This is a genomic window from Leucobacter aridicollis, assembly GCF_024399335.1.
Taxonomy (GTDB): domain Bacteria; phylum Actinomycetota; class Actinomycetes; order Actinomycetales; family Microbacteriaceae; genus Leucobacter; species Leucobacter aridicollis_A.
In genome coordinates, this window is the sequence record NZ_CP075339.1 from 1,033,872 (window position 1) to 1,056,152 (window position 22,281).

The 22,281-nt window shown below is 62.2% G+C and carries 17 protein-coding genes, 1 tRNA gene and 1 pseudogene; 16 read left to right on the forward strand and 3 right to left on the reverse strand.

Going from position 1 to position 22,281, the window contains the following annotated elements:
* Nucleotides 1–21 precede the first annotated feature (21 nt).
* Nucleotides 22–873 (reverse strand): CPBP family intramembrane glutamic endopeptidase, encoded by an 852-nt coding sequence (locus tag KI794_RS04580; protein WP_255809307.1) that lies wholly within the window; start codon nucleotides 871–873, stop codon nucleotides 22–24.
* A 347-nt stretch (nucleotides 874–1,220) separates the two neighbouring features.
* On the opposite strand from KI794_RS04580, the gene KI794_RS04585 reads away from it, so the two are divergent.
* The 11 genes from KI794_RS04585 to KI794_RS04635 all read left to right on the forward strand — a co-directional run bounded on the left by KI794_RS04585 (nucleotide 1,221) and on the right by KI794_RS04635 (nucleotide 15,566).
* A complete protein-coding gene (locus KI794_RS04585; RefSeq protein WP_119283111.1) occupies nucleotides 1,221–2,885 on the forward strand; it encodes a peptide ABC transporter substrate-binding protein in 1,665 nt (554 codons plus the stop codon).
* 193 nt (nucleotides 2,886–3,078) lie between these two features.
* The gene (locus KI794_RS04590) at nucleotides 3,079–4,005 is read left to right on the forward strand and encodes an ABC transporter permease (protein WP_119283110.1); all 927 of its coding nucleotides are present in this window, start codon (nucleotides 3,079–3,081) and stop codon (nucleotides 4,003–4,005) included.
* Nucleotides 3,998–4,969 (forward strand): ABC transporter permease, encoded by a 972-nt coding sequence (locus KI794_RS04595; protein WP_255809308.1) that lies wholly within the window; start codon nucleotides 3,998–4,000, stop codon nucleotides 4,967–4,969. The genes KI794_RS04590 and KI794_RS04595 overlap by 8 nt, the downstream gene beginning before the upstream one ends.
* Complete coding sequence (locus tag KI794_RS04600) at nucleotides 4,966–6,750, forward strand: dipeptide ABC transporter ATP-binding protein (RefSeq protein WP_255809309.1); 1,785 nt, start codon at nucleotides 4,966–4,968, stop codon at nucleotides 6,748–6,750. Before KI794_RS04595 ends, KI794_RS04600 begins: the two co-directional genes overlap by 4 nt.
* 156 nt (nucleotides 6,751–6,906) lie before the next feature.
* Entirely contained in the window at nucleotides 6,907–8,538 is a 1,632-nt protein-coding gene (locus KI794_RS04605) for an ABC transporter substrate-binding protein (RefSeq protein WP_119283107.1), read from the forward strand.
* 64 nt (nucleotides 8,539–8,602) lie between these two features.
* On the forward strand, nucleotides 8,603–9,676 hold the full coding sequence (locus KI794_RS04610; protein ID WP_255809310.1) for an ABC transporter permease: 1,074 nt from the start codon (nucleotides 8,603–8,605) through the stop codon (nucleotides 9,674–9,676).
* Between the two features lies 1 nt (nucleotide 9,677).
* Nucleotides 9,678–10,730 carry an ABC transporter permease gene (locus KI794_RS04615; RefSeq protein WP_255809311.1) on the forward strand — a complete coding sequence of 351 codons (1,053 nt, stop codon included), beginning with the start codon at nucleotides 9,678–9,680 and terminating at the stop codon, nucleotides 10,728–10,730.
* Complete coding sequence (locus KI794_RS04620) at nucleotides 10,727–12,436, forward strand: ABC transporter ATP-binding protein (RefSeq protein ID WP_255809312.1); 1,710 nt, start codon at nucleotides 10,727–10,729, stop codon at nucleotides 12,434–12,436. Before KI794_RS04615 ends, KI794_RS04620 begins: the two co-directional genes overlap by 4 nt.
* A 247-nt stretch (nucleotides 12,437–12,683) precedes the next feature.
* Nucleotides 12,684–14,588, forward strand: coding sequence for a translational GTPase TypA (gene typA, locus KI794_RS04625; protein WP_255809313.1), 1,905 nt, complete (start codon nucleotides 12,684–12,686; stop codon nucleotides 14,586–14,588).
* Between the two features lie 95 nt (nucleotides 14,589–14,683).
* Nucleotides 14,684–15,322, forward strand: coding sequence for a maltokinase N-terminal cap-like domain-containing protein (locus KI794_RS04630; RefSeq protein WP_119283102.1), 639 nt, complete (start codon nucleotides 14,684–14,686; stop codon nucleotides 15,320–15,322).
* A gap of 170 nt (nucleotides 15,323–15,492) precedes the next feature.
* Nucleotides 15,493–15,566, forward strand: a tRNA-Pro gene (locus KI794_RS04635).
* A gap of 1,201 nt (nucleotides 15,567–16,767) precedes the next feature.
* Here the strand turns inward: KI794_RS04635 and KI794_RS04645 are convergent.
* Entirely contained in the window at nucleotides 16,768–17,310 is a 543-nt protein-coding gene (locus KI794_RS04645) for a hypothetical protein (protein ID WP_255809314.1), read from the reverse strand.
* A gap of 777 nt (nucleotides 17,311–18,087) precedes the next feature.
* The gene (locus KI794_RS04650) at nucleotides 18,088–18,255 is read right to left on the reverse strand and encodes a hypothetical protein (protein WP_162921171.1); all 168 of its coding nucleotides are present in this window, start codon (nucleotides 18,253–18,255) and stop codon (nucleotides 18,088–18,090) included.
* A 271-nt stretch (nucleotides 18,256–18,526) separates the two neighbouring features.
* Here KI794_RS04650 and KI794_RS04655 point away from each other — a divergent pair, with 271 nt between their 5' ends.
* From KI794_RS04655 to KI794_RS04675, 5 genes and pseudogenes are all read left to right on the forward strand, one after another.
* Nucleotides 18,527–18,961: an Hsp20/alpha crystallin family protein gene (locus KI794_RS04655; protein WP_119283099.1), complete on the forward strand. Its 435-nt coding sequence runs from the start codon at nucleotides 18,527–18,529 to the stop codon at nucleotides 18,959–18,961.
* A 489-nt stretch (nucleotides 18,962–19,450) separates the two neighbouring features.
* Nucleotides 19,451–19,717 carry a hypothetical protein gene (locus KI794_RS04660; RefSeq protein WP_119283098.1) on the forward strand — a complete coding sequence of 89 codons (267 nt, stop codon included), beginning with the start codon at nucleotides 19,451–19,453 and terminating at the stop codon, nucleotides 19,715–19,717.
* An 823-nt stretch (nucleotides 19,718–20,540) separates the two neighbouring features.
* Nucleotides 20,541–21,172: pseudogene (locus KI794_RS16305) on the forward strand (transposase).
* A gap of 497 nt (nucleotides 21,173–21,669) precedes the next feature.
* Nucleotides 21,670–21,873: a hypothetical protein gene (locus KI794_RS04670; RefSeq protein WP_119283097.1), complete on the forward strand. Its 204-nt coding sequence runs from the start codon at nucleotides 21,670–21,672 to the stop codon at nucleotides 21,871–21,873.
* A 108-nt stretch (nucleotides 21,874–21,981) separates the two neighbouring features.
* Nucleotides 21,982–22,227: a hypothetical protein gene (locus KI794_RS04675; protein ID WP_119283096.1), complete on the forward strand. Its 246-nt coding sequence runs from the start codon at nucleotides 21,982–21,984 to the stop codon at nucleotides 22,225–22,227.
* Nucleotides 22,228–22,281: the final 54 nt, after the last annotated feature.

The following is a 22,281-nucleotide window of genomic DNA, read 5'->3' on the forward strand; positions in this document are numbered from 1 at the left end:
CTGGCTGAGGCCGGCGTGCGACTACCCGAAGAGCGCCGGCCACAGGGCGAGCGCGAGGGGATAGCCGACGAAGCTGACGATATCGAGCAAGAGGTGAGCGACGATCAGCGGGAGCGACCGGCCCCAGCGCTGATAGACCCAGCCGAAGACGATGCCCATCACCACGTTTCCGATAAACCCGCCGAAGCCTTGGTAGAGGTGATAGCTGCCACGTAGCAGCGCGCTGGCGATGATCGTTGCCCAGACCCCAACCCCAAGCCGCTTGAGCCGATCGAAGAAGTAGGCAACGACGATAAGTTCCTCGCTGAGTGCGGCCCGTGCGGCGTTGAGGATGAGCACGGGCACGGTCCACCAAAACGCGTCGAGCGTCGTCGGTACGACTGTCGTGTTGATGCCGATCCATTTCGCGAAGAGATAGAACGCGAGACCAGGGATACCAATGGCGGCGGCGAGGAGAAATCCGTTGCCAGACTCGCGAAGCCATGGCCAGCCGCCTCGGCCACTCGCGAGCTGGGTGAAACTCATCCCACCCGGGGCGCCGGTGAGCGTCAACGGTCTTGCACCGAGGCCGAGATCGCCCAGGTGCGGCTTGTTGTCCCGCCACAGGAAGAACACGACGAGTGCAACCGGGGCCAGGCCTCCAACAATGCCGAGTAGTTGGTAGGCAAGGTCGAAGTACTGCTGACCCGACATCGGCCTATTAATGGTCGCGGTCTGGTTTGCTAGCGCAGTGTCTTGCGCGAGCCGCTCCAAGATCGTAATTATCGCCCGCGCGCCCGCGTAGCCAAAAGACAGGGCGAGCACGATCGCGAGCTCCCACCTCAGCCTCGGGCGGAGATCTGGGGGAGCGGGTTCGCGTCGGTGTTCGGTCACAGGATCAGCGTAGCTGGGCCGACGAGTTCGTGGCATGAACTACGGTGAGACTTTTGCCTTCGCGAGCGACACGCGGGACGCTCACTATTGAATATGGAGGGCAGAAGCTCAGGTATGTCGAAGAAATTGCATGATTCGTACAAGTTTCCAGCACATGTGGGTGAATGATTTGGTGGCGCCTCAAGTCACGGTTACGAGTCAGTCACGAGGGGGCACAAGATTCGCATAGCTAGAGTGCTGTGGCTTAAACTGCGAAGCGGAAATACCTACATACTCTGGACCCATTTTCCGGCGTGCACCGCACGTCACTTCGGTACGGGTCGGGAGTCAATACAAGGAGGAAACCAGTGAAGCGTTCACGCATTGGGGTGGGCATTGTTGCCCTCGCCGCAGCGGGCTCCCTGGCACTTGCCGGTTGCTCGACCGGCGGAGGCGACAAGGGCGGCGAAAACGGTGGCGGCGGGGGAATCATTACCGCCAACGGTTCGGAGCCCCAGAACCCGCTTATCCCGACAAACACGAACGAGGTAGGTGGCGGCAAGATTCTTGACGCGATCTTCGCTGGTCTCGTGAGCTACGGTGCCGACGGCGCGCCGCACAACGAGGTCGCAGAGTCGATCGAGCCGAACGAGGACGCATCCGAGTTCACGATCAAGCTCCGCGAGGATGCAACGTTCACTGACGGCACCCCCGTCAAGGCTGAGAACTTTGTGAAGGCCTGGAACCAGGGCGCAAGCAACGAGCTGCAGCACCTCTCGAACTACTTCTTCGAGGACATTGAGGGCTTCGAGATCAACGATGGCCCGGACGGCGAAGCCGGTACGGACGACGACGTTTACGGTGCTGTCGGAGACATGTCGGGACTCGTTGTCGACGGCGACTACCAGTTCACCGTGAAGCTCAAGCAGCCCGCGTCGGACTTCCCGCTGCGCCTCGGCTACTCGGCCTTCTACCCGCTGCCCGACGTCGCATTTGAGGACCTCGAGGCATTCGGCCAGAACCCGATCGGCAACGGCCTGTACAAGGTCGACGGTGAGGGCGCTTGGGAGCATGACGTGCAGATCAAGCTCACCAAGAACGAGGACTACACCGGTCCTCGCGAGGTCAAGAACGACGGCCTGACCATCGTCTTCTACGCTTCGCAGGACGCGGCGTACGCTGACCTGCAGGGCGGCAACCTCGACGTGCTCGACGCGATCCCCGATGCGGCCCTCGCGAACTTCGCGTCGGACCTCGGCGACCGTGCCGTGAACCAGCCCGCAGCGATCTTCCAGTCCTTCACCATCCCGGAGCGCCTCGAGCACTTCGGCGGTGAAGAGGGCAAGCTCCGCCGCGCAGCTATCTCGATGGCAATCGACCGTGACGAGATCACCAAGGTGATCTTCGATGGCACTCGCACCCCGGCGAGCGACTTCACTTCACCCGTCATCGACGGCTGGAGCGACAAGCTCAAGGGCGCAGAGGTCCTCAAGTACAACCCCGAGGAAGCAAAGAAGCTCTGGGCTGAGGCAGACAAGCTCTCGCCGTGGACCGGCTCCTTCGAGATCGCGTACAACGCCGACGGTGGCCACCAGGCCTGGGTCGACGCTGTCACCAACTCGGTCAAGAACACCCTCGGCATCGACGCGGCTGGCAAGCCGTACCCGACCTTCGCTGAGGCTCGCACCGAGATCACCAACCGCACCATCACGACTGCCTTCCGTACCGGCTGGCAGGCTGACTACCCGGGTCTGTTCAACTTCCTCGGACCGTTGTACGCAACGAACGCTGGCTCGAACGACGGTGACTACTCGAGCGCTGAGTTCGACGGCCTCCTCAAGCAGGGCGCGCAGGAGACCGATCCGGCAGCAGCGAACAAGCTGTTCCAGGAGGCGCAGGAAGTTCTGCTCGCAGACCTGCCCGCAACTCCGCTGTGGTACTCCAACGTAACTGGTGGCTTCGGCGAGTCGGTGGACAACGTCCAGTTCGGCTGGAACTCCGTGCCTGTCTACCAGGACATCACCAAGAAGTAATGCACTTCTTTTAGGGCCCCGGGCGAAAGCCCGGGGCCCTAACCCCGTTTTCTTGGCCTACACGGCATTTGCAAAGCGGGAACACAGAGTCGTGCGAACCGGAGACACCGGAGTCTCGACTTCGCATCGCGCAATCACAGCGAGAGAAACAACTAGTTATGCATACGCAGTCTGAACGGGGGACGACAGCACCATGCTGAGATACATCGTCTTCCGCATCCTTCAGGTCGTCCCAGTGCTTTTGGGCACGACCTTCCTGATCTACTTCATGGTGTTTGCCATGCCCGGCGATCCCATCATCGCCATGTTCGGTGACAAGACCCCGAACCCAATCGTGCTCGAGAAGCTGCGAGCGCAGTACAACCTCGACAAGCCCTTCATCGTGCAGTACCTGCTCTATCTCAAGGGCATTCTTGTCGGTGACTTCGGCGTGAGCTTCTCTGGCCAGCCTGTCAGCACGATCCTCGCCCGCACCTTCCCGGTGACCGCAACGCTCGCGATTATGGCAATCGCCATCGAGTTCGTCCTTGCAGTCGTCATCGGCCTCTTCTCGGGCCTGCGCAAGGGCAAGCTGTTTGACAACGTCAACCTGCTTATCGGCCTGCTCCTCATGAGCGTGCCGATCTTCGTCATCGCCTTTATCGCGCAGTACTTCTTCGCGATCGAGCTCGGCTGGTTCCGCGCCACGGCTGGTCCCGGCGCGCCAATCAAGGATCTCCTGCTTCCCGCAATCGTGCTCGGAATTTCGCTCTACGCGACCTCGATGCGTCTGACGCGATCCTCAGTGATCGACACGCTGAACCAGGACTTCGTTCGTACCGCGTACTCGAAGGGGCTGTCGCGCGGCCGTGTCGTTCCGGTGCACGTGCTCCGCAACTCGCTCATTCCGACAGTCACGAACAGCGCCGCAAACTTTGGTGTGCTGCTCGTCGGTGCGACAGTCACCGAGGGCATCTTCAACGTGCCAGGCGTTGGTAACACCCTGTACCAGGCGATCCTCCGCGGTGAGAACGCTACCGTCGTGTCGTTCGTCACGATCATGGTGCTGTTCTACCTTGCCGTGAACCTCATCGTAGACCTGCTCTACGCCGCGCTCGACCCGAGGATCCGTTATGCCTGAGTCACTACAAAATTCCTCACAGAAGCGTCCCGCCATCGAGCACTTCGTCGCACCGTTCGACGAGAACTCAGTGGCCGCAGTTGACGCCGTTAAGGTCAGTGAGACGAAGTCGAACCTCTGGAGCGATGCCTGGAAAGACATGCGGCGTCGGCCCATGTTCTGGATCTCGGCTGCGATCATCCTGCTCGTGCTCGTTGTGTCGCTGTTCCCAACCTGGTTCACTCAGGTTGACCCCCGCGCGTGCCAGCTGGGGCTGTCGAACGCCGGCCCGGCCGCGGGGCACCCCCTTGGCTTCAACAAGCAGGGCTGCGACATCTACTCTCGCGTGATTCACGGTACGTCGACCTCAGTGTCGGTAGGTCTCGTGGTCATTGTCATGACCTTTGTTATCGGAATTGTGATGGGCGCGCTCGCTGGCTACTTCGGTGGTTGGGTCGACACGATCCTTTCGCGTCTCGGTGACATCTTCTTCTCGATTCCATACATCCTCGCTGCCGTCGTCGTGATGAGCGTGATGAGCGAACACCGAAACATCCTCGTGATCTCGCTTGCAATCGGCGGCTTCTCGTGGCCGGTGACCGCGCGTATTCTGCGAGCCGAGATCTTCCGAGTAAAGAACAGCGACTACGTGATGGCATCGCGCGCGCTCGGTCTCTCGGGCCAGGGAACGCTGTGGAAGCACGTGCTGCCGAACTCGATCGCACCCGTGATCGTTGTCACGACCCTCTCGCTGTCAGCCGCGATCGTCGCTGAGGCAGTGCTTTCCTTCCTTGGCGTTGGCCTTCCAGCGAAGGACTTCATGAGCTGGGGCAACGACATTAGTGCCGCACAGAGCGACCTGCGAACGAAGCCCGAGAACCTTATCTACCCGTCAATCGCGCTCAGCGTCACCGTCCTCGCATTCATCATGCTTGGCGAGGTCGTTCGTGACGCGCTCGATCCGAAGGCGAGGGCCCGCCGATGAGCGACATGCAACCGCTGCTCAGCGTGCGCGACCTGAAGGTCGCCTTCAAGACAGACAAGACCGCGAAAGAGGTGCTGCACGGCATCAACCTCGACGTCTACCCAGGTGAGACTGTAGCGATCGTTGGTGAGTCGGGCTCCGGCAAATCGACGACGATGCATGCGGTCATCAACCTGCTTCCGGGTACCGGTGAGATCACCGGTGGTTCGGTGCAGTGGAACGGTCGCGAGCTCGTCGGTATCGGCCGTCGCGAGATGGAGTCGATCCGTGGTCGCGAGATCGGCCTGGTTCCGCAGGATCCGATGTCGAACCTGAACCCGGTGTGGTCGGTCGGCTTCCAGGTTGAGGAAGCGATCCGGGCGAATGGCCTCGCAAAGAGCAAGAAAGACGTGCGTGCCCGCGCGGTCGAAGTGCTCGAGCAGGCCGGACTGCAGGACGCTGAGAAGCGCATGAAGCAGTACCCGCACCAGTTCTCGGGCGGTATGAAGCAGCGCGCTCTCATTGGCATTGGGCTCTCGGCGAAGCCAGAGCTGCTCATCGCTGACGAGCCAACAAGTGCCCTCGACGTGACCGTGCAGCGAGTGGTGCTCGACCACCTCGCCAAGCTCACCAGTGAGCTCGGAACCGCCGTGGTCTTCATCACGCATGATCTCGGTCTCGCTGCTGAGCGCGCGGAGAAGCTCATCGTGATGTATCAGGGAAACATCGTGGAATCTGGACCGAGTCGTCAGATTCTGCAGGATCCGCAGCACCCCTACACCAAGCGACTGGTCGCTGCGGCGCCGAGCCTGGCATCGCGCCGGATCGGGGCGGACGCTGCCATCCCGGCTGCCCCGACGAGCACGTTTGACGTCGCGGCGCTCGCTGAGGCGGAGACCCGGGGCGGCAAGGTTGGCGAGCCCCTCATTGAGGTGGAGAACCTGCGCAAGGTGTACAAGCTGCGCAAGGGCAACTTCAGCAGCGAGGACTTCGTCGCGGTCGAGGGTGCGAACTTCACGATTAACCGTGGCGAGACCCTCGCCCTCGTAGGCGAGTCCGGTTCGGGCAAGTCGACGATCGCCAAGATGGTGCTCCAGCTTGAGGAGCCCACCGGCGGTTCGGTGAAGATTGCAGGCAAGGACACGGCAAAGCTCAGTGGTCGCGAGCTCTTCGAGCTGCGCCGAACGCTGCAGCCTGTGTTCCAGGATCCGTACGGTTCGCTCGACCCTCTCCACAACATCGGTAACACGATCATGGAGCCGCTGAACATCCACAAGGTCGGCGACATGGCCAGCCGCAAGCAGCGGGTCAACGAGCTGCTCGACCAGGTATCGCTGCCGCGGGAGCTCGCGACACGGTACCCGAACGAGCTCTCGGGCGGCCAGCGTCAGCGCGTTGCTGTTGCCCGTGGACTCGCGCTCAAGCCTGACATTCTCGTCCTTGACGAGGCTGTGTCGGCGCTTGACGTGCTGGTGCAGGCCCAGATCCTTGATCTGCTCGCCGAGCTGCAGCGAGATCTCGGGCTCACCTACCTGTTCATCACGCACGACCTCGCGGTCGTGCGCCTGATTGCTGACCGCGTGTGCGTGATGCAGCAGGGCAAGATTGTCGAACAGGCGACGACCGAGGAAGTGTTCGAGAACCCGCAGCAGGAGTACACGAGGAATCTTCTCGCGGCGATTCCCGGTGCGTCGATCGAACTCGGCATCGGAAGCGCTGGAGACCATGTTCCGCACGCTCCCGTGTCGGGCCCCGGCAGCGCACCCTTCGCGGGTGGCGGTCAGGCGGGTGCGCAGGCGTAGCCAAGATCTAGGGGAGAGGGCCACCGAGCGTCACTCCTAGGTCACAATTCGTGGGCCATTGCTACAAGCGGTTAACGCTTGGGGCAATGGCCCACTAGTGTGTGAAGTGATCTGAAACGCAATTAGTACGGGCAACGCTGCGCGTATGAGTTTCCAATGGAGGAAGAATTGAAGAAGACGCTATTTACTTCTGTCGCACTCGCTGGCGCGGCGGCGCTGCTCTTGAGCTCGTGCGCATCGGGCGGTAACAACGGGGGCGGAGACGGTGGCAGCTCGGGCGGCGGCGCGGTCACCATCGGCACGACCGAAACGGTGACGTCGCTCGACCCCGCAGGCGCATACGACAACGGCTCGTTCGGTGTCATGACGAACGTGTACCCATTCCTGCTGAATAACCCCGTGGGCGAGTCGACCGTTGCGCCTGACATCGCAGAGTCAGCGGAGTTCACCGCCCCGACTGAATACACGGTGAAGTTGAAGCCCGGGCTGACGTTTGCCAACGGGAATGAGCTCACGAGCTCGGACGTGAAGTTCACGTTCGACCGTCAGGTCGCAATCGCGGATCCGAATGGGCCTTCGAGTTTGCTTGCAAACCTCGACAGCATCGAGACACCGGACGACACCACAGTCGTATTCAAGCTCAAGTCCGAGAATGACCAGACCTTCCCGCAGGTGCTTTCGAGCCCAGTCGGGCCGATCGTCGATGAGGATGTCTTCCCAGCAGACGCAATCCTAGACGACCAGGAACTCGTGAAGGCCAACCCCTTCGCTGGTCCGTACGCGGTGACAAACTATGACAAGGGCAACCTCATCGCCTATCAGGCGTTCGATGGCTACGAGGGCCTCTGGGGTGCTCCGAAGACTGACTCGATCAACGTGAAGTACTTCGCGAACGAGTCGAATCTCAGCCAGGCGATCGAGACGAAGGCAGTCGACGTCGCATTCCGCAATATCTCGGCGACCGACGTCGAGAAGTTCGAGAGCACCGATGGCCTGAATGTCGTCAAGGGCCCGGGCGGCGAGATCCGGTACATTGTGTTCAACTTCAACACGCAACCGTTCGGCACGGGAGTGGACGGGGCTGACCCGGCGAAGGCGCTCGCAGTGCGCCAGGCCGTCGCAGACTCGCTCGATCGCGAGAAGATCTCGACCGAGGTGTTCAAGGGAACCTACACTCCGCTGTACTCGTACATCCCTGAGGGACTCCTCGGTGCGAATGAGTCGCTGAAGGGCCTCTACGGTGATGGTGAAGGGGGGCCTGATGCCGAGCGCGCAGCCAAGCGCCTCTCCGATGCAGGCGTTGAGACACCTGTGAATCTCAAGCTGCAGTACGCGGGGGAGCGTTACGGCGCCGCCTCAGCAGAGGAGTACGCGCAGATCAAGTCTCAGCTCGAGGCTGGCGGTCTGTTCACCGTCGACCTGCAGTCGACTGAATGGGGCCAGTACACCGAGGACCGCGTGAAGGACCTCTACCCGGCGCACCAGCTCGGCTGGTTCCCCGACTACTCTGATCCCGACAACTACCTGACGCCGTTCTTCTCGCCGGACAACTTCCTCGTGAACCACTACGAGAACGCTGACGTTGTGAAGCTCATCGACGAGCAGCGCGTGACAGGCGACGAGGCCGAACGCGGCAAGCTGCTCGAGCAGGCGCAGGACAAGCTCGCGGAGGATCTCTCCACGCTGCCGATGCAGCAGGGCGCGCAGGTTGCGGTTGCAGTTGACGGCGTCGACGGGGTGACGCTTGACGCGTCGTTCAAGTTCCGCTTCGGGTCGCTCACGAAGTAACTTGGTTCGGCGGGCGGGGGCGCGACGCGCTTCCGCCCGCCTACCGTGTCTCTGAATTCCTGCAATGGTAATTACAGAAGCCGCTCCCGCGGTGACCGCACGCGCGAAGATGAAGGGTGGTGGCCTCGGAAGATTTATCCTGTGGCGTGCACTCCTCATCATCCCCACCGTCTTCATTCTGATGACGATGGTGTTCCTCCTCATGCGAACGCTCGGCAACCCGATTTCAGCCTCCGTTGGCGACAGGCTGCCCCCGGCTGAGCTCGCCAAACGCGTTGCCGAGGCGGGCTACGACCGCCCGCTGATCGTGCAGTATCTCGAGTACCTCGGCCAGATATTTACTGGCAACTTTGGTGTCACGTTTAGTGACCGGCGGCCGGTGACCGAGGTGCTCGTCACCTTCGGGGCGGCCACCCTGGAACTCGCCGTGTACACCCTGATCGTCGCGCTCGTCGTTGGCATCCCACTCGGCATCCTCGCCGCCTACTACCGGGACCGTGGCCCCGATGCGGCGCTGCGCGTCTTCGCTATCTTCACGTACGCGACCCCGGTGTTCTTCTCTGGCCTTATCATGAAGCTCATTTTTGGGGTGTGGCTCGGCTGGTTCCCAGTGTCCGGCCGTGCGTCGATTGCCACCGAGTTGCAACTGCAAACGCTGGCAAACCCGAGCGGCATCTATCTCATCGACGCGATACGGACCGGTTCGTTGGCAAACGTTGGAGATGTGCTCTCCCACGCAGTACTTCCCGCGCTGACGCTTGGCATGATGACGGCCGGGATCTTCCTGAGGCTCGTCCGCACGAACATGATCGGTACGATCGGGCGCGAATACATCGACTCAGGCCGATCACGCGGAGTTGGCGAGTATCGCCTGGCCACGAAGCATGCCTTCCGCCCGGCGCTGATCCCGATCATCACCGTTATCGGTCTCCAGATCGCGATGTTGCTCGGTGGCGCCGTGCTCACTGAAACCACGTTTGAGTGGAAGGGGCTCGGCTTCCAGCTCGCCCACTACCTCAGTGCACGCGACTTTGTCGCTGTGCAGGGCATTGTCGCGCTCCTCGCCGTCATCGTTGCGCTGTCGAACTTCATCGTCGACGTCGTCGCCGCCCTCATCGATCCGAGAGTGAGGTACTGATATGTCGACCGAAATCATTCCCGTCGTGCCTCCGCGCGAGCGCGGCTGGCATAACCTCCCGCTCGTGAAACAGCTCCACCAAAGCGTTGGCCTCCAGCGCGGCATGTTGATCACGGGGCTTGTGCTTGTCGCCATTTTCGCGCTCGTCGCGCTGTGTGCTCCGATCCTCGCGCCGTACTCGTATTCCGCGTTGAGCGGACCAGACGGTGATTTTGGCTCGCTCACCGCGCCGTCTGCCGCCCACCCACTGGGCACGACGATCGCCGGCTATGACGTGCTCTCGCGCGTCATCTGGGGTGCGCGCACGGCGTTCCTCGTGATCGTGATCGCAGTCGTGAGCTCAATCTTTGCCGGCACGATGCTCGGGTTGCTGTCGGGCTACGTCGGCGGCGCGCTCGACAGGGTGCTTGTGATGATCGCTGACGCGATCTACGCCTTCCCGTCGCTGCTCCTTGCCATTGTGCTCTCGATTGTCATTTCCGGTGGACAATCGAGCCTGTGGGGCGGCATTTGGGCCGCGTCGCTGTCGATCACTGTAGTGTTTATTCCGCAGTACTTCAGGGTCGTGCGGTCTGAGGTCGTGCGAGTGAAGTCTGAGGCGTTCGTAGAGTCGGCGAGAGTCGTCGGCGCGAGCCGCGGGCGAATCATGTTCCGGCACGTGCTGCGTAACTCGACCCGCTCCCTGCCGCTCGTCTTCACGTTGAACGCGTCGGAGGCAATTCTCACCCTCGCGGGGCTGGGATTTCTCGGGTTTGGCATCGAGCCAAACTCGGCAGCCGAGTGGGGCTACGACCTCAACAAGGCGATCGCAGATGTGACGAACGGGGTGTGGTGGACGAGTGTCTGGCCCGGGCTCGCGATTGTGCTCGTTGTGATGGGGCTCACCCTCACCGGTGAGAGCCTGAACGACCTCGCGGACCCGCGGTTGCGGGTCCGGCGAAAGGCCAGGGCGGGCAGTGGCCGCGTGGCGAATACGGCGATGACTTCGACTGTGCCGGGCGAAGCGCCACAGGGTGGCGGCGATGCCGCTACAGAGACAGGGGGAGTGCGATGAGTAAGGTTCTCGATATTCGCGACCTCGAGGTCACATTTGCGACCGATCACGGCGACGTGAAAGCCGTCGACGGTGTCTCGCTCGCAGTGCAGCCTGGTCGCGTGCTCGCGGTCGTCGGCGAATCAGGATCGGGCAAGACCGTTTCGGCCCGCACCGTGCTCGGGCTGCTGCCAGAGACAGCAGTTTCTCGCGGCTCGGTGCTGCTCGCGGCGCGCGACGGCAGCGGAACGAGTGACGTGCTGCAGCTGTCTGCTGAGGCGCTGCGTGCGGTGCGGGGCAGAGACGTCGCGATGGTGTTCCAGGAGCCCTCGACGGCGTTGAACCCGGTGTACACGATCGGCTGGCAGATCGCGGAGGGGCTGCGAGCGCACGAGAAGCTCTCGAAGAAGCAGCTGCGGGCGCGAGCGATAGAGATGCTCGCACTCGTCGGGCTCCCTGATCCTGAGGAGCGGGTCGACTACTTCCCGCACCAGCTCTCGGGCGGGCAGAAGCAGCGTGTGATGATCGCGATGGCGCTCGCGCTGAAGCCCGGCCTCATCGTCGCCGACGAACCGACGACGGCGCTCGACGTGACCGTGCAGGCCGAGATCCTCGACCTGCTGCGGAAGCTCAGGGACGACCTCGGCACCGCGATCCTGCTCATCACCCACAACATGGGAGTCGTTGCTGACCTCGCCGACGACGTCGCCGTGATGTACCAGGGCAAGGTCGTCGAGCAGGCGCCAGTCGCAGAGGTCTTCGCGAACCCGCGCGAGGATTACACGAAGCAGCTGCTCGGCGCCGTGCTCAAGCTCGGCGACGGCAGGATCCGCGCTGCGGAGCGGCCCACCGATGCCGCAGCGAATGCCGCGTCAGCGGGGGAGGGGGCTCCGGCGCTCGTCTCGGCGCGCGGCCTGGAGATCCAGTACCCGGGAAGGCTCGGGCGGCCAGGTTTCAAGGCCGTGCGCGGCGTCGACTTCGAGATCCGGGCGGGCGAGGTCTACGGCCTCGTCGGCGAATCAGGATCAGGCAAGTCGACGATCGGCCGCACGATTGCAGGCCTGACCGGCGCGACAGGCGGTTCGCTCACCGTGCTCGGCCATGAGATGGTCGGGCTCAAAGAGCGCGCGTTCAGGCCGCTCCGAAAGAGCATCGGGTTCGTGTTCCAGGACCCGGCGTCGAGCTTCAACCCGCTACTGACAATCGCCGAGAACGTCGCCGAACCGCTCATCGTTCACAGGGTCGCGCGATCCGTCGCCGAGGCAAGGCCGCGTGTCGACGCGTTGCTCGAGTCCGTGCAGCTCCCGCGCGCCTACGGCGACAGGTATCCGCACGAGCTCTCAGGCGGGCAGCGTCAACGCGCGTCGCTTGCGCGCGGGCTCGCGCTCGATCCGAAGCTGCTCATCGCCGATGAGCCGACGAGCGCGCTCGACGTATCGGTACAGGCGCGAGTGCTCGAGCTATTCACCGAGTTGCAGGCTGAGCTTGGGTTCGCCGCGCTGTTCATCACGCACGACCTCGCGGTCGTCGACGCGCTCGCCGATCGCGTGGGCGTGCTGTACCGCGGAGAGCTCGTCGAGAGCGGCCCGACCTCCGAAGTGCTTCGCGCCCCGCGGGAGACCTACACACAGCGTCTGCTCGCCTCGCTTCCGGTGCCCGACCCCGCCGAGCAGGCCGAGCGGCGAGAGCTTGCGCGGGCGCTTCGAGTGGCCGAGGGGCTCGAGTAGCCGAGTCCAGCCGCGCAGCCACATCAGTAGGTCGCCGCCCACCGCATTCCCGCGGTGGGCGGCGACCTACTACGCTAGAGGGGCGCCCGCGCCGTGCGGCTCGGGCAGGGTTTCCGGGGCAGACGTCGCTCCGAGGTCCGTCTCGGCCTGCTCCGCAACTCGCGCATTTCCCGCGCGGGTCGCGGGATGAGTCGTGAACGGGTATGATAGAACGTTCGCTATTTTATGATCGTGAGGATCCACCCCTATGGCTCTTGCCACACGCGAAGACCTTCGTAACGTCGCCATCGTCGCACACGTCGACCACGGCAAGACCACGCTCGTTGACGCCATGCTGCGTCAGACGAACTCATTCGACGCACACGCAGACGTCGATGACCGCGTTATGGACTCCAACGACCTCGAGCGCGAGAAGGGCATCACCATTCTCGCGAAGAACACCGCCATCAGCTACGAGGGCGAGCACGCGAAGAACGGCCCGATCACCATCAACGTGGTCGACACCCCCGGCCACGCCGACTTCGGTGGCGAGGTCGAGCGCGCACTCTCGATGGTTGACGGCGTCGTGCTGCTCGTCGACTCGTCCGAGGGCCCGCTGCCCCAGACCCGCTTCGTGCTGCGCAAGGCGCTTGAGGCGAAGCACCCCGTGATCCTCGCGGTGAACAAGACCGACCGCCCCGACGCCCGGATTCCCGAGGTTGTCGGCGAGGCGCAGGACCTGCTGCTCGGCCTGGCTTCCGATATCGCTGAAGAGCACCCAGACCTCGACGTTGATGCGATCCTCGACGTTCCCGTCGTCTACCTGTCGGGCCGCGCCGGTGCCTCGAGCCTGAACGAGCCCGCCAACGGCACGCTGCCCGACGGCGACACCCTTGAGGCGCTCTTCGGCGTGATCCTTGAGCAGGTGCCCGCACCGACGTACGATGACGAGCACCCGCTGCAGGCGCACGTCACGAACCTTGACTCCTCGCCGTTCCTCGGCCGTATCGCGCTGCTGCGCGTGCACAACGGCTGGATCCACAAGGGCGAGACCGTCGCTTGGGTCAAGAGCGACGGCACCCAGCAGAACGTGCGTATCACCGAGCTCATGCTCACCAAGGCGCTCACCCGCTACCCGGCAGAGAAGGCCGGCCCCGGTGACATCGTTGCAATCGCGGGTATCGAGAACATCACCATCGGCGAGACCATTGCCGACGCTGAAGACACCCGTCCGCTGCCGCTCATCGAGGTCGACGAGCCCGCAATCTCGATGACAATCGGTGCGAACACCTCGCCGCTCGTCGGCAAGGTGAAGGGCCACAAGCTCACCGCCCGCATGATCAAGGATCGCCTTGACCGCGAGCTCATCGGTAACGTGTCGCTGAAGGTGCTCGACACCGACCGCCCCGACGCGTGGGAGGTACAGGGCCGAGGCGAGCTCGCGCTGTCGATCCTCGTCGAGAACATGCGCCGCGAGGGCTTCGAGCTCACCGTCGGCAAGCCGCAGGTTGTCACGAAGCAGGTCGATGGAAAGACCCACGAGCCCTACGAGCACCTCACGATCGATACGCCCGAAGAGCACCTCGGCGCGATCACGCAGCTGCTCGCAGCGCGTAAGGGCCGCATGGAGAACATGGTGAACAATGGCACCGGCTGGGTTCGCATGGAGTTCATCGTGCCCGCCCGCGGCCTAATCGGGTTCCGCTCGGAGTTCATGACAACCACACGCGGCACCGGCATCGCGAACGCGATCTCGCACGGCTACGACGAGTGGGCAGGCCAGATCGTCACCCGCAACAACGGCTCGATCGTCGCCGACCGCTCGGGCGTCGTGACCCCGTTCTCGATGATCAACCTCCAGGAGCGCATGAGCTTCTTCGTGCAGCCCACGCAGGAGGTCTACGAGGGCATGGTTATCGGTGAGAACTCGCGCTCGGAAGACATGGACGTGAACATCACCAAGGAGAAGAAGCTCACCAACATGCGTGCAGCTTCGTCAGACTCGTTCGAGTCGATGACTCCTCCCCGCGTGTTGACCCTCGAGGAGAGCCTCGAGTTCGCCCGCGAAGACGAGTGCGTCGAGGTGACCCCCGACGTGATCCGCATTCGCAAGGTCGAGCTCGACGCGTCGCTGCGCGCCCGCTCGGCATCGCGCCTGAAGAACCAGAAGTAAGCGCCGCTTTCGCGTTTCGCGCCCACACCCTGAGCTGTTGCCAGGGTGTGGGCGTTTCTGTTTTCGCTCACGCGTCGGCCCCGTATGATCGGGTCATGGCACTCCTCTACATCGACACCACGCTCGTCCCTTCGAAGCTCGAACTCATCGCCGAGTGGCTGCCGAAGCAGCCCTGGTTTACTGGCGACATCTCAAAGCTCACGCGCGTCTCGGGCTACCGCCTCGACGACCCTGAAGGCGAGGTTGGCATCGACGGGATCCTTGTCTCCGCTGGCGAGGACAAGGTCTACCACGTGCCGCTCACCTACCGCAGCGCGCCGCTCGATGGCGGAGAGGCGCACCTTGTTGGTACGACCGAGCACGGCGTGCTCGGCACGCGCTGGGTGACTGCCGCGACGGGCGACCCCGTCTACCGCGCCGTGCTCGCCCAGGTGATCTCGCAGGGCGGCTCGAACAGTGAAGAGCTCGTGCACCAGCCCGACGGCAGCACCGTCGCGCGGGCGATTCAAATGCCGATCCATGGGTCGGGGGAGCCCGGCGCGCAGGTGCCAGAGCTCTGGGCTGCTGAGGTGTCTCTCGCTGACGGCGTGAGCGTCGCCTCGACGGGTTTCTCCACGCTCAGGGTGATCCACGTGCCGCAGACCGACTCACCCGCTGCGCGTGGGGCTGTGGGCACGCTTACGGCGACCTGGCCGGGGCAGGACGCCCCCGTGGTGATCGCGACGCTGGACTAGCGAGCGGCGTCGCCAGGGCCGGGGCCCGGTCCGGAGCGGCTTGTGCGCGGGCTCGAGCTCGGCCGCCGCGCGACATGCTGACAGCCCCGCCCGCGACATGCTGACCGCCCTGCCCGTTTTCGTTTTTCGAGTGCGACCCGATAGAGTATTCCTTGCGCGAAAGCGTAAATCGGGATGTGGCGCAGTTTGGTAGCGCACGTCGTTCGGGACGACGGGGTCGCAGGTTCAAATCCTGTCATCCCGACAGATGGCCCCGGAACTGCCGTAGAGAATTGCGGAAGTTCCGGGGCTTTTTTGTTTCGCCTACCGCCAGCTCAGTTCGCAGGGCACATTTGGGGCACATGGGAAACTACGCTGCTTTAGACGTCTCGTCCCCGCGGTGCTTCTGGGCGAGTCCATGCGCCTGGTAAACCTCGTGCAGCTGTGTCGAGGTGAACTGGGCACCCCGGTCGGCATGAAACACCACATCGTCGGGATCTGTCCTGGAAGCGTTCGTGTCATTCGTCGCGCTCGTATCAATGTGCGCGGGATTTGTCGCACGCAGGCCAGCAAGGCCGGCTTCGTTTCTAACGCCAGGCGTGGTAGACAGAGCGAGCAACGCCCATGAGTCTCGGCGTGTTGAGTTTCGGCTGGGGTCGGGCCTTCGAGCCGTGCGCGTTCTTGGTTCACCCAACGGCCGAGGAGTTGTTCCCCGGGCCGGAGTTCTTTGGCGACGTGCACGCGCTCGCGGCCGGTATCGATCACGAGGTGGGCGGCCTCTCGCCGCTACTCCGGGGTGAATTTCCTACGTGTGGTCAGGAGACATCCGTTCCAGCAGAACACGGGGGTCTGCTTCGCGTAGTGTCCACAACCCGAGGGTGACCCCACTGAGCGATCACGGGGCGACAGGGGGGATGTGAGCACGCGGACGCAAGGAGAGCTTCGGGTTTGGCTAAGCGAATAGGGCGAAGGGCGACGGCGCCCCGCACCGGTTGATATGAACGTGACGATGCTTGGGAATAGCCTTGACCCTCGAAGCCGCGGGACGCGCCATTGATGAAGGTGACAGATGATAGGAGAAAGAGCAGGATCAGGAAGAAGTCTGGCTTGCTGGGGGCGAAATGGTTGAACAGGCCGCCCATGAGCAGAACGAGAATCGCTGCGGCAAACCCAATGCTGAATCGCTTCAAGCTCCAGAGCGCTTCGCAGCTTTTCGCTCGGTTGACCAATGCACTGCTGGCTCCTCGAGCAGCTGCCATTACTCTGTTCCCTGAATTATGAGAGGTTGCCCAGCCTTCATTTGCTCGAAGAAGAGCTTGCTGGTCTTCCGTTCGCTTCGAGACACTGCTGCTGTGGGGTCCGGCGTAACTTCAAGGGCGATGATTAGCATCATACCTTCGAGTACTTGAGGCGTTGCGTCACTCATTCCGCTGGCCGTACCCAGGTGGGCGGCATGGCGGAAAGCCTTAGCGCAGCAGGAACCACCAAACGCCAAGAGCCGCGATAGCCACGACAGCGACGACGGCGACGACCGCCCCGACCCGGTTCTCGATATCAACCTTGCGGTTGTGCTCACGCACTTCCGCGTTGCGTTTTTGTACCTTCTGGTTGTGCTTCTGAATGCGGATCCGTTCAGGGCAAATAGTCCCTTCCCGATGACGCGTCGTTGGGCAGGTGGGCTGGTACTGGCACATAAGCACAACCATAGTAAAAGCCGGTTCATAGCTGAAGATCGAGTCGCCTGAGGTCATGCTGCTTGCCACGATTCGACTCGTCGAAACCGTCGAGCGTGAAGCGTCGCGGAGTCGCTCGAGGAAGTCCACGTTTGGCTCAAGGTGAACCGGCCGGAGGGTTTCGACCTCGTGAGAGCGCCAGTGAAGATGGGTAAGATCGGTGGTGTCATGACGGCGGTCGGCACGCGTCAGGGGCGAGACCAAACAGAGGTCTTCGAGACCGCAAGCATGCCAGCGCGCAATGCCAAGACCCCAGGCGGTTGGCAGATGCTGCATGTCCAAACCATCACCTGACCGGCCCCGTATTCTCGCGCCGCGGAGCGCCGGCCTCACTCACTCCCAAATCGGCGAAGAAGCCGGTCTATCTCGTACACGCATCGCACAAATCCTGAACCAAGCACTCGCGCCAGAACAGCTCGACGAGCTCCGTGCGCGCGTCTACGCGAGAGCAGAAAGGGCTCCGAAACAAGTCATAGATGTCAGTGGGCACACAGACGCTATTCGAGCAAACTTTCGGACAGGGGAAGCCGTGACGCGCACCGACACAACCAACGACATCGAGTGCATGCCATGCGTGTAAGTCGACACCAATCTATGGGCGTCATGCGCCAGCCCAAAGACCCTCCCGTCGCAATGAGCGTTGCTCTCGCAAACCGCGACAACGTATCCATGTTCTTTGTGCAGTAATGGCATCCCCAGCCATCCAAGCGACGCGTTATCTCGCAGCACGGCGCCCTCGAGGCCGCGACCGCATCCGTACTGTGGGGGCTTGAGAAAGCCAACTCCCACGGAGCGCGGGCGCCTGTCCAGCCAACGGGGCTAAGTCCGTCCAGAAGCGACGAACATAGCCCCCCAGTGGGCCCGCGCCTCCTCCGTGGCGAGAGCAGGGTTACTGGGGGCCATTCGTGATTGCATGCGGAACCAGAGCGTCAACACCGTACGAGTCGGCCAGATATGTGCAAGAGGATATTCGTGTTGCAGGATCACATAGCGCGGTTCGCGCAGTGTGGTTGGCGCAACTGGTGGTCTTGTCCAGAAGTGCTGCTGGCTGCTCTACAGGTTGTAAGGCGCGGTCGTCTTGTCGCCCTTGTCGGGATGGCGGATCAGCCCTGGGTCTGATTGCCCTTTGCGGGGGTTTGCGTCCCCATCGAATTCCTCGTCAGCGCCGTCCATTACGGGTTCGTCAACAGTGTCCTCGGTGGGCTTCTTCTTCTCGTTCATGTTGCATTCCCTTTCCTGAGTGGGACACCACCATACGCCTCAAACATGGGGGCAGCTACTTTTTGGGCCTGTAGCTGCTTGCGGATATGGCGGCAGGGCGCATTGATGTCGTTGAACACGGCTCGAGTGGTCCGGAATGTGAGCTCTGTGGCGTTGGTCTTTTGAGCAATTTTTGAGCATTCTTTATTAGCACTCTCAGGGTCAGAGTGCTAATCTAAATCACACCTGAGCGGAACCGACTCAGGTTTCTATCGAAAGGAGACTGATCTCAATGGCACTGACATTTGACCCTTTCACTGAGCTCGAACGAGTCGCCACCGGCATGCTGCAGGCGCGCACCGCGCCACGCGCCATGCCCGTTGATCTCTACCGAGACCAGGACCGATACTTCCTGACAGCTGATATGCCAGGAATCGACCCAGGCAGCCTCGATATTGACGTCGACGGCCAGCTACTCACGATCCGCGCTTACCGTTCAGGCGCGAACTCCGACGGCGTGAAGTGGCTGACACAGGAGCGCCCCGAGGGCGCCTACTTGCGACAGTTCAGCATCGGCGAAGGCATCGATACCGAGAACATCAGCGCCACCTACAAGGACGGTGTCCTCAGCGTCATCCTTCCGCTGAACGCAAAGGCAAAGCCGCGGAAGATCGAGGTAGCAATGCCGTCGACTGAAGCAGCCGAGGGGAAGTCGATCACCGCCTAACAAGCTGGTCCTGCACGTACAACCTGAGCCTGATATGAACGAGCTGCGGCCCCGTTCCGAGAGATACCTATCTCGCTGGAACGGGGCTGCGCCTCGTCTCCGCCGACGAGAGGGTCATTCGGGCTCTGCGTGCGCTCTTCAAGGCTGCCGCCCTGTTGACGTCTCTTGAGCGCTTCGGGGCAGGTGATGTGCGCGAGCGGGTCCCGGCACGTATGAGGCATGGTCAACGCGCGAAGGGTGTCCTCGTCGCCATCGGCCGCTCGAAGCGTCAGCACCATGTCACTTGCCAGGCGTCGAGGAAGTGAGCGGTGAAATGTTATTCGAACCCCTCTCGAACCCTTCTCGAAGTACTCACGGGGCACCCGCCGGTTGCAGCAGCGCTAGTGAGTCCTTTGGGCCCACCCCCACTCGCTCGGTTGAAAAGGTCGACGAGTCGGTCGCAAAGTTATCGTTCCATCCAGTGAACTCTCGGTAGCTTGACCTGCGCCGATGCTGTTGCTGGGAACGCCAAGTGGCACGTTCGCCGGCGCAACGGTGAGCTTCCTCGTTCGCTACGAGACCGCGGATGAACTCCGCGAGAGCAACATGTGTCCGCAGGTGGAGTCGGCTGCTCTTGAAGAATGCATCTCTGGCGGTTGGCTTGGATCGATCGTGTTCGACGCGTCGCCCCAGAACCTCTGGTCATTACAGTTCTGGACGCTTCTCATTAGTGGTTCCATAGTCGTCCTGCTCATTTGGGGCTTGATCACCGGATGAGAGAAGTCCTACCCCCGGCAGACAACCGATGAACGCGTGCCTACCGTGCCCTTCTTGTACCGCCAACTAGGCGGTAACCTGCTTTGAGTCTGTCGCTGTATCACAGCGACGATTATCGGCGGTCTTTCGCCACCGGCCTGAGCGAGGGGGCCCACGTTAATGAGCTATGAAGCCTCCAACAATGAGGCGCAGGCGCACGTCACCCCGCCCGGTACGGTTCCTCCTCCTTTTGGGGCAGGCTTCAGACGACTTCCAAAACACATTAGAACTCACACCATTGACTACCTCGACAAGGAAATCGCGCAAGCGCGACGTGAACGCAAGAACCTATCTGCCGACAGCTTTACCTTCGCGAACCGGCGCGGCAGCTCGACGACGCGATCTCTCGCACTGAGTCACTCCGGGAAGCGCTCCTCGGACGTCACTAGCCGCGTGTAGTTACTCGGCTGGGCTCCTCGTTATCGCGGCGCTGTGCCCTGTCTTCGGCAAGCGCCTCAACTGCCTCGGTAAGTGACTCTAAGACGCGCTGAACGCGGTCATGAAGTGCATGACAGTTCCCCGATGTAAATGCCCTCCCATTCGTGAATTCTGATAGCTCATCCCGAGCTTCATTGATGCAGCGATTCAGGATCCCATTCGTCTTCCCCATGCCGGCCACTCTATCTACCGACTTCTTCGAAGAGTATGGTGGCCGTATTCTCGGCTCGAACACGTGGGTTTGGGAGAGGGGCCCGGTGCCCCGTTGATGAAGGCGTCCTGGCAATGTTGGAGGTTCCAGGGTTGCGGATGGGGCATGGAGCGGAGTCCAACATGAGAACAAGAGATGCCGCTACTCGGCTGGGAGGGAGGTGCAGCGATCAGAATGGTGCGAACTTTCTGCGCCTAACCCGGTATGAGCCAAGGCGCGACCGTGGGCGTGGCCGGAAAAACTCGGTTCCGGGTCGACGGTGCGCGCCTGGGTACGCCAGGCCGATATCAACCAAGGCGTGAAAAGTGGAGTCTTCCCCGACGCGCAGGCGCGGATTCGAGAACCTGAACAAGAGAATGGTGAGCTCAGGCCTCGCGAACCGCGCATTCAGCGCAGGTGCGCCGAATCAGTTGTGGGTGAACGATCTGACTTTCGCGCTCCCTTGGCAGCCAATTTCTCTCCACTCGTAGTGGAAAACGCCTCTCCGGTATCGAGGCGACGCCCTCGACCGGAACTGTTGGCGGCAGGCATGGTAATGCCCTCGCTGAGGCGGTGAACCACCTCAACGGGGCCGATCTTGTGCGCGGGCCGGCGATGAACGGGCCGCGGAAAACGGTCAACGATCTCGAGCTCGCGACGTTTGGAGGGAGTACTCGCACAACACGAGACGACTCCGTGGCGACCTCGGTGATGTGCCTCCAGCGAGGTTTGAAGAGTCGTTCTATGCTGGGGTTACCAGCGCCCAAGATCTGTTTGGAAACAAATGAGCTGAGTCTCTTCTCAACCCCGGGCGTGAACGAGCGTCAGTGCCAGGCGCGCTCGTTGCGCGCCTCATGCTCGGGTTCTGGCGGGACCTATTCGATTCGGCTGGCTACGAAGGCAAACAACCCAGGAGCGCCTAAGCCGATTGTGGGCAGCACTGCTGCACCGTGCTGCAGCGCGCCTTTCCCTGCGGGCGAATCACTGCGCGACATCGAATCGCGAACCGCGAACCCCTGCCCCGCAGGGTCCGATTGCCCGGGCAAGACGCGGAAGGCCTCACGGTCGAGCAGCGCATCTAGCCTGTATCTGATTAGCGAGAGTGGCGACTTCAATCTTGCTGACTGGGGCAGATGCAACTCCACGGAGCCAGTTCTGTTCGCACCTGGCCCACTTAGTAGCGTGTGAGTTTCCAGGGGAATCGATCACGGCGACGGGGTCACAGGTTTACCGCTATCGTTCCGGGCCTGATGGAGCCCGCGCAGAGCGTTGGTATTCTCAGTGCATGACTGAACCCCAGCAGGCGCCCCAGCTGCCGTCGCCGAAAATCCTGCTTCCCGTTGGGATCATGTTCGTTATCGGTGCCGTCTTTGCGTTCGTGCTCTTTGATCTGCATGTGGTCTCGGGTGCGTTCGCCGGGTTGATTGGGCTTGCAGGGCTCGCCATGACTGTTCAGAGCATCATGCGGCTCGCCAAGGGTGAGCGCTAGTTGCCCCAGGCCCCCGCCGGCAGCCACCGCGGGCGAATCGTGGACCAAACTTGAACATTAGGGCGCGCGAATTCCAAATTCGCGCAGTGCTGGCATAACATGGAGACCATGCTTAGCGACAGTTTCAGCCGACTTCCTTCACATGTTCAGCAGGGGGTGCTCGAATACCTCGATGAGGAGATCCGTATTGGATTCCAAAAGAGCGAGGACGCAGCAGCTGACGAGAAGACCACGCCGGAGGGTGCGCGTCAGCTCGCAGACGGGATCGTCAGGTCCCTTGCGCTTCGCAACTCGTTCACTGGTGAGTCGGTTTCAAGCCCCCGCGATCTTGGGATTGGGCAGCGTCAGAAGTAATTCACTGCGGCCCCGCTGGCATCATCGCCGGTGGGGCTTTTGCGTGCCAGTGAA